We start from the raw sequence: 12,015 nt of genomic DNA on the forward strand, positions 1-12,015 counted from the left end.
GCTAAAATGAGAAAAACATTTTCCACGTTAAGCGGCTTTATTGCGCTGGCCCTGTTTCCCGCCATTATTTTGGCTGCGGACACGGTTCAATTGGCCGACGGAAAGGACAAGGCCTCCTTCGACGGCGAGTTCTCGGGTTATGTGCAGGAAAACATCACCATTCCGGTGAATGATTTCCGCACAGCCGTGGTCAAGATTGACAACAAGGCGGTTGCGATAGACGGTTACTGGGAATTCAAGGACGAAGCGGGCCAGGTGCTGAAGACGCCGGTCATTTTGTCCCAGCCTGCCGACATTACGGCCCAGATGGTGGTGGCGCTGCGTTCGCCGGGCGAGGCGATTGTGACGGTCACGGAGGACGGAAAAACCAAACATTATAAAATCAATTCCAATGCCCGTTTCAAGGCGAACAGCATCGAAAAAGAAGTGGAGGAGGCGATTCGGATTTTTGTGAACGATCCGGGACTGAAGGTCCGGGTCTTGCCGCCGCAGGCGTCCCTGGTTGGGGCCAACCTGAGCCGCGCCTTTGGCGATGATACGGCATCGGATATTGTGGCGCCGCGCGGGCAAACTGCCGGCAATGCAGCCAGCTCACTGTTGGGCGCCGATGATTTTCGCCCGACGATCATCCTGGAGGGCGAGGTGGAGAATGACATCGTCGTCACAAAGGCCGTCAACATTGCCCATGCCTATACGAAGAATCTTGTCAATCTGCTGAGCGTCAGAAACCCCCTGCAGGTGAAAATCGCGGTCAAGGTTGTTGAGGTGACTCATAATATGGATTCCCACATCGGGCTCCAGCATCGTTCTGCCGCCAGCAAAGTGGATGCAGCCGCCAGCGGAGGCGGGTCAACGGCGGGATTCGCCCTTGGTTTTTCCTCTGCGGCCCCATTTTTTGAAACCGGCGGCAATGGCAACATTCCCATCTTTGGGGCGAATCTGCCCACTAACATCAACACGACCGTCAATTTGAGTGAACTGAATGCCACTGCAACCCTGTTGCAGGAACCGACCCTGACCGTGCTCAACGGCCAGCCTGCGATGTTTTTGGTCGGCCAGACTGTTTCGGTCCCCACGAGCGTTTCATTCGATGCCAACCACAACCCGATTCAAAGTTTTGCCCAGCAAAACATCGGCATTGAACTTCTGGTCAACCCCTTGGTAAAGGAAGAAGAAACCTACCGTCCCGATGCGGCCGGGTTGATTCCCTGGGGGAATATCACGCAGCAGGAAAACAAGCAGCCACGATCCAACCCCGGACCTTCCTTCAATCAAGTCACCAACACCATATCGGAAAATGGAATTGTACAATTGGGGGTGCAACCCTCGATCTCATCGCTTGGGCCGGATGTGAACGGAGTCTCCTCCTTCAACAGGAATGCCGTGGAAACGCGTGTGGCGATCAAGCACGGCGAGTCCCTGGTCATCGGCGGTTTGTTTGACGATCAAACCCGCAAGAACCTGGAAAGTATCCCGTTTATCAGCAAGATTCCGATCCTGGGTGAATTATTCAAGGACCGCTCGAAGGACAAGAAGCGGAACGAATTGATTTTTGTGTTAACGCCCACAATCCTGGGCCTTAAAGATTTGGACAATGCCAAGGATTATAATCCCAGAAGCCAGACCATGCGTGATATTCTGACTGATGAAGGTGTGCTCCCGATGGTAGCCAAACCGACCCGGATCAGCGCGGCGGAGGTTCTGCCAAGAACGCTGGAAACGGCGGTGATTCATGTGCCGAGCGAGGTGAAACCTGACGCTACGGCAAGCTCCCAAAATTCCAAAAGCAATGCCAATTCCAATACCCAACAAACCAAGTTGAACACCGCGCCTGAGCCGGAATCTGCCCCGTCCGTGGCGCCGGCTCCCGCCGCGCCGCCCGAAGGCGCACAACCGGTTACACCCGATCAGGCACAGCCAGTTCCTGCTGCCCCCGCAGATGCGGCCCAGCCTGCCAATCCTCCTGCTGATGCCGTTCCCAGTGATAACGGGCCCAAGCCCGAACCGAAAAGCCCCGAAGGCGCATTGACGCCGAGGCCGGAACAACCCTAGCCTGCCTAACGGTTTATGAGCGACTTTTTCCTGGTCCATCAAGACCCAGCGGTCAGCCAGGCAATTCGGGATGCAGTTACGGCGATCGCAGGTTTCCGGGTGGTGGGCACGGCGCGATCAGGCCCGGAAATGTTTTCCAAAATCGGGACATCTGGCGCCAAAATATTGCTGCTCCAACTTCGTCTTCCCGACGCGGATGGGTTTGCCCTGGCCGGACAAATCCAAAACCGGAATCCCGGCATTTATATTGTGCCGATTTTGCAGGGAAATGAAACCGGAGAGGTTTGGCAGAGGCTTTTGCAGTTGGGTTTGCGTGACGTGTTGCTGCCGCCATTTACCGCGCAAAACCTTACACAGAGCATCGGGCAGGCCGCGCAGCATGCCCAGGCCCATGCTGGAATGAGGGCTGCCGCAGACCAGCCTGTCGGCAGTTACATTGTTGCGGTTGCAAGCGCTCGTGGGGGCGTGGGCAAAAGTATTTTTGCGACCAATCTGGCCCTTGCCATGGCCCGCCAATCCGCAAAAGTTGCCCTGCTGGATTACAGCATGAATGCGGGGGATTTTTTTACCATGCTGGATCAGGTGCCGCGAAACACCATGGCGGACGCCATATCGCAGGGGATCGGCCTGGACTCGGTACTGCTGACCAATTTGTTTGCGGAACACAATCTGGGTTTCAAGTTCCTTGCCTGTCCGAATGACGAATTTGATTTTTACGGATTCGACGCGGAACAAGCGCGAAATCTGCTGAAGGAATGCCGGCAGATCATCGACTATCTTGTGGTCGATACCGGCGCCTACGATCTTGCCCCTACGACTGCAGCCGTACAGGAGGCGGACCTGGTCTATTTGATCACCACACGGGACCTGGCGCGCCTGATGTCCTTGCAGCGTTGGATCAAGAATGTGACCTCGCAGAGTATTTCCTCGGAAAAACTCAGAATTGTGGTCAATCACTCGGAAGTCGGCTCCGAATTGAAGGATGAGGAAATTGAGGAAATTCTCGCCTGCCCGGTTACGGCCTATCTTCCGAGTTGCGCCAGTGAGGTGACTTACAGCATTAACAGCGGCAAGCCCATGGTGCATGCCCGCCCTGATCATCCGCTTTCCATAGTCATTGACAAACTGGCCGAATATACGGTTACGAGGTGGGCGGATGGAGCGTGAATCAGATGAAGCACCCCCCCCTTTGCGATTGAACGGGCATGAAAATCAGTTAAGGTAGTTTTTGCATGAGACCCATACCACCAGGATACGGCGGAGCGAGTGCAACCCGACCGGCCATGCGTCCTCCCGGGCTCGCCCGCCCGTCGGCCGCGCCGGTTTCTGTGTCTCCCGGGATGGCGCCTCCCGCCATAGCGCGATCTGCGGGCGGCGGACCGGCCCATCCCGCAGCCACCAATGCGGCGGCTGAATTCCTGCTGCAATTCAAGCGCACATTGCTGCCCTACCTGATCCAAAGGATCAATCCGCAATTGCTCAACAGCGGCAATCAGGAAGCCTTGAAGCAAACAATCGAGCAGTTGATCGACGAGAAGTTGTCGGCGGACAAGATTCCGATTGGCAAGCAATTGCGCGACAAACTTGTCAATGATGTCATCAATGAAATGGTGGGTTTTGGCCCGCTGGAGGAATTGCTGAAGGATGACGCCATCACAGAAATCATGGTGAACGGCGCCCACAAGATTTATATAGAGCAAAAGGGCATGGTGTCCCTTTCTCCGGTGAAGTTCGTGGATGAATCCAGCACCCGCCGGGTCATTGATAAAATCCTCTCGCCCCTGGGCCGCCGTGTGGATGAGTCCAGCCCGATTTGCGACGCGCGTCTTCCCGATGGTTCGCGCGTGAACGTGGTCATCCCGCCCTGTGCGCTGGACGGCTGCACGATCACCATCCGCAAATTCAGCAAAAACAAGCTGACGATGGAAAGGTTGATGGATTACAAGGCGCTGTCCAAGGGGATGTGCATGTTTTTGCAAAGCGCTGTGCGCGGCGCCCTGAATATCGTCATTTCAGGCGGCACCGGCTCCGGCAAGACGACCATGTTGAACGCGCTTTCGAACTTCATACCGGAGAATGACCGCATCATCACGGTGGAGGACGCCGCGGAGCTGCAGTTGATGCAGGAACATGTGGTGCGGCTGGAATCCAAGCCTGCAAATATTGAGGGCAAGGGGGCCATCACGATCCGGGACCTGGTCAAGACCTGCCTCCGGATGCGCCCCGACCGCATTGTGATCGGCGAGTGCCGAGGCGGGGAAGCGCTCGACATGCTTCAGGCGATGAATACCGGCCACGACGGCTCGTTGACCACGACCCATGCAAACTCGCCTCGCGAGGCTCTGGCGCGCATCGCCACCTTGGTGATGATGGCCGGGGTGGAGTTGCCGGAAAAAGCGATCAAGGAGCAGATCGCCGGCGCCATCCATTTGTTTGTGCAATGCGGACGCCTCCAGGACGGTTCGAGGAAAATAACCTACATTACGGAGGTGCAGGGAATGGAGGGGCAGACGATTATTCTCCAGGATCTGTTTAGATTTGAACAAACCGGCATCACGCCGGAAAACAAGGTGAAGGGATCCTTTCACGGCTGCGCCATTATACCGAAGTGCATGGACCACCTGAGGGCTCATGGTGAAAATCTGCCGGTCGAAGTGTTCCAAACAACAATGGAGGTTTGAATGTCCCCGCTGTTTTTTGTCATGTCGGTTTGCTGGTTGCTTTTCCTCCTTGTGTCGGCGATGGTGATCGCCGACATATTTATCGGGAGCGGCAAGTCCGCGGTGAAGACCCGCTTCCAAAAGCTGACCAGCGTTCCCGAGTCGCTGAAATCCGAATTGACCGCCGTTGCGATTGACGAACCTCGCCGCGGAATTCTAAGCTCTATTGATTTACAGCCAATTCTTGGCAGAATCACAGGTGAGGGGTACTTTACCCAGGTCGAGGAACAATTGGCGCGGGCCGATCTTCCCTTCAGAGTTTCGGAATTTTTAATCCTTCGTTTTGCTTTTACCGTTGTGGTTGGGATGTCGGCCATGCTTCTTTTCCATAATATCGTCTATGGCATCCTGTGCGCCCTGCCTGTCCTGTTTTTGCATATCCCCATCCTCGTGATCCTGAGAAAGAGCCGGGTTGCCAAGTTCAACGTCCAGCTCGCGGATTTTCTCATCCTGGTTGTGAATTCCCTGCGGGCCGGGCAAACATTTATGCAGGGATGCGCGGTGGCGGTTTCGGAGACCGGCAATCCCATCTCGGCCGAGTTCAAACAGGTCATCAAGGAAGTCAATCTTGGGATGCCCGAGTGGGAGTCGATGGAAAACATGCTCACACGCGTTCCCAGCGAGGATTTAAAAATCGTTGTCAGCGCCTATGTGATCCAGAGGAAGGTTGGCGGCAACCTGGCTGAAATCCTGGAAACCACGGCTGCGACGATCCGTGAGCGCATTAAAATCCAGGGCCAGATATCCGTGCTGACCACCCAGGGCAAGCTTTCCGGGTGCCTGGTGGGTTCATTGCCATTTGTTATCGGTTTTGCGATCTCATGCATCAACCCTTCCTATATCAAGCCGTTGCTTACGACGGTGCCGGGCTATTTTCTAATGGGCCTGGCCGTTTGCATGCAGCTCACAGGCGCTTTTATCATCTGGAGGGTAGTTGATATCGAAATTTAACGCCTATGTTTTTTTTCATCATCATCCTTTGGACCTCTGCTCTCCTGATGTTCGCTTTTGCGGTCAGCGGGCTTCGCGCCAAGCCTGTGAGCCTGGCGGCCCGTGTCCGCCAGGCCCAGGGAACAGGGGATGATGCGGGCTTGGGCATCCGTGACTCGGATGAGATGGATAAGAGCCTCATGACCCGCGTCATGTTGCCCCTTGCGAGCAAATGGTCCAAAACTTTTTCCGGCATCACGCCGGTTAGCATGGTAAGCAAGGCCGAGGACGCCATCGCACAGGCCGGGATGATAGGAAAGGTGAGTGGAGTGCAGTTGACCACATTGTGCTGGGTTTTGATGGTGGCCTTGCCGGCCTCCATGTTCCTGGCGTTTTTACCCCATGTGTTTCGCGGCGATGTTTCGATTATACTTTTGATCGTCATTTGCGCCGTTTCCGCTTTTTTGGGATTTCGACTCCCCATTGGAATTGTGCAGGGCCGGGCGAAGAAGCGGGCGCATGAAATCCAGCTTTCACTGCCGTTCACCTTTGACTTGATCAGCATCAGCGTTCAGGCGGGAATGGCTTTTGACGGGGCGATGGCTGTCGTGTCGGAAAGAACAAAAGGCGCCCTTGCGGAGGAGATGAAACGTACCCTCAGGGAGATTAATTTGGGCATTACACGGGAAGAGGCCTTGAAAAACCTGGCCCGGCGCAGCGGTGTGGAGGATCTGAGAACCTTTATCACCGCGGTGAATTACATTACCAAACTGGGCGGCAGCCTTGTGGATGTCATCCAGGTACAGACGGAGGCCATGCGAGTCAAACGCCGGCAGCGGGCGGAACGGACGGCAAACCAGGCGCCCGTAAAAATCATGATCCCGCTGGTTCTCTTCATTCTGCCTTGCCTGTTTATCGTGATCCTTGGACCCGCAGGACTCCTGTTATTTACATCAAAATGAACCTGATTTGTCTCCTTGAACGACAAATCAGGGCTCTATATCTCCTGTAGCGAGCAGTGTACATTGTATTCAAAGATGTAGGTATTTTTGAAGCGCTTCTGCCCTTATCAGATTCTTATTCACAGGCCGGACATGGTTTTGCCTTGAAATTTGCCTTTGCTCGGAGGTACACTGGCCACAGCAAGGCCGAACTACTCTAGTGAATAAGGTCAAAATACCCTATTATGATGTCTTTGATTAAAGGGCTAAGAGTGGCGACCCCGCAATCCAGTGAAAATTTGCCTTCGGAGCATTTTCATCATAGGGGAGCGGAAAAGCGCCGCAGATATCGCTGGTGGAAAGCAGCCCAGTCCACGGTGGAGTTTGCCTTGGCCTTGCCGGTTTTTCTAATGATGATCCTGGGGTTGACGGATCTTTCCCGTTACATGCTTATTCAATCCACCATGACCCATGTCATCCGCACCGGTTTGCGCTATGCAATCACCGGGCAACAAATGAGCAGCACCGACAGCAATGGCAATACGGTTGTTTCTTCTTTGAGGCAGTCTATTATCACATATTCGACAAACAATCACCCGTTGATTGCCATGATCCCGTTGACAGCCGGCAGTGCCGGAGCGGCAACAGGGGACAACTTTATCATCCAGCACTCCTCGGATTCTGGAAGCTCATGGCAGGATCTCTCGTCGACCCTGGGTTTGCCGGATGTATCGGGGGATCTGATCAAAATTACCTATACATACAACTTTCAGTTTATAACGCCTTTTATGACATTTCTAAAGAGTTCGACCACGGGATACACCATGTCTGTCAGTACGTTTTATCAGGCAGAGCACTTTTAACAGTTTTATGAAAACGAGAAGGCATAATGCCAATGGGAAGAGCGGCCAGGCGGCCATAGAGCTCAGCATACTGGTCATTGTGCTATCGCTCATTGTGTTTGCCGCCATTGAGCTCGGCATGGATTGTTCCTTGTCCCTGAGGATGGCGGCCACAGCCCGCGAGGGCGGACGGCTTATTATATCGAACAACATCACCCCCGATCCGACCCTGTCCACTGCCTCCAACAGCGCCAATCTTTCCTCTCAACTGAACACAACGGTTTATGCCGACATTGACAACATGACGCAGCCGGCGGATATTCCCAATAAGGGCCGTGTGATTATTTCATACCTGATCCGCTCGGATCCCAGCAATAATACCAATTACAGCGATGCCTCGACGCAGACGGACGATTACATCCAACTGGATTATCAATTTACCTTCCCCTCATCTTCGACGGTTTCGGTCTCCTCCAAAATTCCGACGAGTTCGTTTACCGATGTGAATAGCAAAACGGTCCAAAAAGTGGACACGTCATTTTTACCACTGAACGCCTTGCGGGTGGGGGAACGAACAGTGGTTGTTGAGATTTTTCACCAAACGGGAATGTTGCCCGGCGTTGCCAACCTCATGCAGATGACAGGCTTCCAGTATTTGTATGAATATGCCATGTACTGATACCTAACAATATAAGTCTATGAAAGATAAAATAGTTATCCCAGCATTTGGACGATTTAAACTCACGCCGTTGCGCCGGGGCCAGATGCTCGTGTTGTTTGCAATTTTAACGCCGCTCTTTTTCGGGATGCTGGGTTTGTCCATTGATGCGGCGCTCATGTACCACACCAAAGCCCAGCTCTCTCGCGCGGCCGATGCGGTTGCACTGCGCATGGTCCGGCAGGCGTACAATTCATCCTCCATTCAATCCATGCGGGAGAGCCTGGCCCTTAGCATCATGCAGGACAATATGCCGGGCTATATGAAAAATCCCGGAACCTGGGCCAGCAGCGGTGATTTGGCCACCGGCACTTCTGAAACATTGACACTCAGTTCGACGGATACTTATCCCGGTGGTGTCATGCAAAAGATTACGATTTACACACAATCCTTTACCTCAACAGGCGTGATTCAAAGTACAATTACTGCTGAAGCTACACATACCAATCTCTTTCTGCCGATTTTCAGTTCCAATTTGAAATATGTTCATTTTAGCGATATTGCCCAGGGGCAACGTTATCCCTCCGTTAATATTCTCGTGCTGGATATTTCGGCCTCCATGTATGGGAATGGCGGCGCCACGGGCATCTTGGGAAGCGGCAGCAACAAGGGCGCGGTACAGTTGTTTGTCGATGAATTTGACGAAACCCGGGATTACATGATGGTGGTGACCTTCTCATCCAAGGCAGAGGTCATTTGGCCGAAAACGGCGAATTTTACGAATACAATCTCCGGAAGCCGAATGTACGGCCTTCCCTATTTCGGTCCGGCGAAAATGTTTGTCACGGGCGATACGTCCACCTCATCCGCAACCTACAATGGTGGTCCCTTGATGGATTCTGTCAACAACTACCTTGCGTATTGTTCCGTGGATGGCGCCGGCACCAACGGCGCCGAAGGCCTGCGTTATGCGGCTGAGAATGTGCAGAAATGGCTGGATAATACCATTCCCGATGCCACCAACCGCTCGCTGACGCGAATCAACTACATATTCATGACGGACGGCGGCTTTAACCTCGTGCGCAGTTACGTCCGGGGCCCGGGATTTGGAATGAATTTGAGGGGAAACACCGAGACTGCCGCTTCCAGGCTTTCAGTCCATAATACATTCCATGATTTTGCACCTCTGGTGGGTGCATATATCTCGTCTACTGCGAGTTGGAAGAGCACTACAAGCACCGTTAGCCGCAGTATGACGGGATTGACCAATACCAATAGCGCCAACATGCCTGGGATCTGCGCCAATTTCGCGCCTACCAATCTCACGGATAGTCCTATTAACACCATCTGGTGGGCGCCAACAAATCCAAGTACTCAGACTGTTTCGCCTACCACCACTACTACATCGAACAGCGGAGTCCCTGGTTATAGTTTCACCTTTTCCCATTTGGTTTTGACCTCGGATACATCCTCCTTTAACCAGATGAGTCCCATGGCCAACATTACCATCACCTCTTCGCCAAGTATTTTGGATACGGAAGAAAAAATGGGTGTAGCGGCAAACAATAAGAGCACTCCAAGAGCGGAGTTTGACCGTCTGGTTCTTCCCTTACAAGTGACCAGCCCCTTGCAAAACCCCGCCCGAGGTACGGATTTTTATCTGGCCGCTAACGGGTCTGCGCCCAGCTCCAGCGCGGATGGGAATGACACCAGTTGGACGCAGGTTGGAAATACCAGCGGAATCACCCGTAATGGCTATACCTATGTCTGGTTGCCTGAAGGCTATTACCAAAACTACCGCCAACATAACTATGTGGACGCGCCAAATTATCAACTGACGGATGCAAGAGTGAACTCGTACCCGGTTGGCGCCTATTATGCGCCTCTGGCAGGATGCCCGCTTCGGGAAATGGGCCTGGCCGCACAGGAGACTTATACCAGTGGTTTTGCGCCCACCTCCACTAGTAGCCCCTATTTGCTTTTTCCCAGCAACAATGAGGGTTGGTACAGCATCAGTGCGAGAATCACTGATTACTACCCGGATTACACCATGTGCGGAAACGGAGCCGGTCCTGACACTGTCACTGGCGCAACAAATACTATCGGTGATCCAAAATTATATGAATGGTGGAGTTTTATGGACAAGCAGTGGTACGCCAGCGGCTCCGGCAGTATCGCAGGCGAGGCTTATTGGCTGGCCATGTGCCAGTCATATGTCTTGAGGTACAAAGACAAGACAAACGCCTTGAATGGCCAAAATGCCACGATTTACGTCATCAAGTATGGCACGGATAACAGCAACTATGATGTGTATCTGGCGACCATGGCCAATGATCCCGGCGCTACGCGTAATACTTCAGGTACCACCATGTCACCAACGATCATAGCCGGCCAGAATCAGGGAAAGTTTTATCCGATCACCAACGGCAATCAGGCGGTTCAAATTCAGACCTTGAAAGACGCGTTTAAGGAAATCGCCGCCCGCATCACCGTACGCCTGAGCCAGTAATCCAGTGATTTTTCCGGAGCTTTATTTTTCCGGCAGGCCTCTGGCTTTATCTGCGGGCGAAATCTTGTTTCCGACAAACCATCCCTGATTGGTTTCGAGCGCATAGGCAACCAGAGGGCTTCGGGATGACACCGCTGTTTCATCGTAGGGGAACATGTCATGGATTTCCAGAATCCGCCCCGTGGCATCCAGATAGGCCACCGAGAGAGGGATCCGCGTGTTGCGCATCCAAAATACAGCCTGTTTCGGCTCCGGAAACACAAACAGCATGCCCTCATTTTCACCAAGGGATTTCCGGAACATGAGCCCGCGCTCCATTGTCTCCGGTGTGTCGGCAATTTCCACATTCAATTGATGTGAGCCTACGGTCAGAACAGCCGTTTTGAGCCTGGCCTGCGACGGGTCCTGGCTTTGCGGCTTGGTGCAGCCTGAGACGAAAAGCGCCAGAACGATAATCCAAATGCGAATCCATCCGCTGATTGACACAGATTTGCACAGATTGGGGAAAAGGTAACAAGCCAACTCTTTTTTTAGCTCTGAAAATCTGCGTGTATCTGCGTCCATCTGCGGTTCTTTTCTCCTTTAAGTGTCAAGCTTTCTGAATTCTACATTCTGAATTCCTCATTTACTGGCTCGGTGTTTCTTCCCAGCGCCAGTCCGGATAAAGGTTGATCTCCTCCGGCGTGGCTTCGAAGCCGCAGGACTTGAGCAAATACGCCACGCCTTCGCGGGTTTCCATCGTCTCGCGCAGGCAGCGCGCAAAAAGTTCAATGTACTCCTTGTAGGAATCCAGCTTCAATTGGCCGTTGCTTACATAGGTTTCAAGGGAACGGTCATGGTTGTCGATCAGTTCCAAGAGCGCTTTTTTCAAGCGAACCCGCATGGCGGGATCGACTACGGTGCGAAAGGGGCTCGCGCCGGCGTCTGTGGTGGCAATTTCAGCGGGCGCCTGCCGCTGGATCAGCATTAATTCCAAATCCTGGGTTTCATTCATGTCCTGACCTTATCCAGAAACTGAAAACTTTAAACTTAAAACTGGAATCAAGGATGGATCGCCACGGCCCAGGATGGGCCGCGCGAGGACGATTCCCATGTGGCGGTGGCCTTGGTTCCGCAGGCAGGCGTGCCTCACGCGACTGCGTCATTGCGAGCGGAGCGACGCGGCAATCCAGAGATCGTGGATTGTAATGCCCAGAATGGACATAAGAGTGAGATTTTTCATTGCCCGGTGTAGCCCGCAAGCTATCGTACTTGCAGTGGGGAGTCTGCCGATTGCAGGCTGAGAGTTTGGGGTAAGCCCAATGACCCGTTGAACCTGATGCGGATCATGCCGACGAAGGGAGGTGCTCAAAGCATCATTTCC

General features: G+C 53.3%; 10 protein-coding genes and 1 riboswitch. Of the genes, 8 read left to right on the forward strand and 2 right to left on the reverse strand.

All coding sequences use genetic code 11. The features are described 5' to 3' along the window. The first annotated feature begins 6 nt into the window (after nt 1–6). The 8 genes from PHD76_02210 (at nt 7) to PHD76_02245 (ending at nt 10,652) form a co-directional block, all read left to right on the forward strand. Nucleotides 7–2,052 carry a hypothetical protein gene (locus tag PHD76_02210; protein MDD5260637.1) on the forward strand — a complete coding sequence of 682 codons (2,046 nt, stop codon included), beginning with the start codon at nt 7–9 and terminating at the stop codon, nt 2,050–2,052. A gap of 15 nt (nt 2,053–2,067) precedes the next feature. After that, complete coding sequence (locus tag PHD76_02215) at nt 2,068–3,219, forward strand: response regulator (GenBank protein ID MDD5260638.1); 1,152 nt, start codon at nt 2,068–2,070, stop codon at nt 3,217–3,219. Nucleotides 3,220–3,284: 65 nt separating this feature from the next. Beyond that, on the forward strand, nt 3,285–4,733 hold the full coding sequence (locus PHD76_02220) for a CpaF family protein (GenBank protein ID MDD5260639.1): 1,449 nt from the start codon (nt 3,285–3,287) through the stop codon (nt 4,731–4,733). After that, complete coding sequence (locus PHD76_02225) at nt 4,734–5,723, forward strand: type II secretion system F family protein (GenBank protein ID MDD5260640.1); 990 nt, start codon at nt 4,734–4,736, stop codon at nt 5,721–5,723. Between the two features lie 5 nt (nt 5,724–5,728). Continuing rightward, nucleotides 5,729–6,664: a type II secretion system F family protein gene (locus tag PHD76_02230; GenBank protein ID MDD5260641.1), complete on the forward strand. Its 936-nt coding sequence runs from the start codon at nt 5,729–5,731 to the stop codon at nt 6,662–6,664. Between the two features lie 224 nt (nt 6,665–6,888). Continuing rightward, on the forward strand, nt 6,889–7,506 hold the full coding sequence (locus PHD76_02235; GenBank protein MDD5260642.1) for a pilus assembly protein: 618 nt from the start codon (nt 6,889–6,891) through the stop codon (nt 7,504–7,506). 7 nt (nt 7,507–7,513) lie between these two features. After that, nucleotides 7,514–8,164, forward strand: a complete 651-nt coding sequence (locus tag PHD76_02240) for a hypothetical protein (GenBank protein ID MDD5260643.1) — start codon at nt 7,514–7,516, stop codon at nt 8,162–8,164. A gap of 19 nt (nt 8,165–8,183) precedes the next feature. Further along, the gene (locus PHD76_02245; protein ID MDD5260644.1) at nt 8,184–10,652 is read left to right on the forward strand and encodes a pilus assembly protein TadG-related protein; all 2,469 of its coding nucleotides are present in this window, start codon (nt 8,184–8,186) and stop codon (nt 10,650–10,652) included. A 21-nt stretch (nt 10,653–10,673) separates the two neighbouring features. Here the strand turns inward: PHD76_02245 and PHD76_02250 are convergent, their stop codons facing one another. Both PHD76_02250 and PHD76_02255 read right to left on the reverse strand, forming a co-directional pair. Next, nucleotides 10,674–11,138 carry a DUF192 domain-containing protein gene (locus PHD76_02250; protein ID MDD5260645.1) on the reverse strand — a complete coding sequence of 155 codons (465 nt, stop codon included), beginning with the start codon at nt 11,136–11,138 and terminating at the stop codon, nt 10,674–10,676. 139 nt (nt 11,139–11,277) lie between these two features. After that, a complete protein-coding gene (locus PHD76_02255; protein ID MDD5260646.1) occupies nt 11,278–11,646 on the reverse strand; it encodes a hypothetical protein in 369 nt (122 codons plus the stop codon). Nucleotides 11,647–11,899: 253 nt separating this feature from the next. Further along, a riboswitch (TPP riboswitch) is annotated at nt 11,900–12,012 on the forward strand. Nucleotides 12,013–12,015 lie beyond the last annotated feature (3 nt).

Source organism: Candidatus Methylacidiphilales bacterium (assembly GCA_028713655.1).
Lineage (GTDB): Bacteria > Verrucomicrobiota > Verrucomicrobiia > Methylacidiphilales > JAAUTS01 > JAQTNW01.

Bases quoted from the DNA above. Each gene is read 5' to 3' on its own strand.
- PHD76_02235 (MDD5260642.1), top strand. From the start codon at position 6,889: ATGATGTCTTTGATTAAAGGGCTAAGAGTGGCGACCCCGCAATCCAGT.
- PHD76_02255 (MDD5260646.1), bottom strand. From the start codon at position 11,646: ATGAATGAAACCCAGGATTTGGAATTAATGCTGATCCAGCGGCAGGCG.
- PHD76_02210 (MDD5260637.1), top strand. From the start codon at position 7: ATGAGAAAAACATTTTCCACGTTAAGCGGCTTTATTGCGCTGGCCCTG.
- PHD76_02220 (MDD5260639.1), top strand. From the start codon at position 3,285: ATGAGACCCATACCACCAGGATACGGCGGAGCGAGTGCAACCCGACCG.
- PHD76_02245 (MDD5260644.1), top strand. From the start codon at position 8,184: ATGAAAGATAAAATAGTTATCCCAGCATTTGGACGATTTAAACTCACG.
- PHD76_02215 (MDD5260638.1), top strand. From the start codon at position 2,068: ATGAGCGACTTTTTCCTGGTCCATCAAGACCCAGCGGTCAGCCAGGCA.
- PHD76_02230 (MDD5260641.1), top strand. From the start codon at position 5,729: ATGTTTTTTTTCATCATCATCCTTTGGACCTCTGCTCTCCTGATGTTC.
- PHD76_02225 (MDD5260640.1), top strand. From the start codon at position 4,734: ATGTCCCCGCTGTTTTTTGTCATGTCGGTTTGCTGGTTGCTTTTCCTC.
- PHD76_02240 (MDD5260643.1), top strand. From the start codon at position 7,514: ATGAAAACGAGAAGGCATAATGCCAATGGGAAGAGCGGCCAGGCGGCC.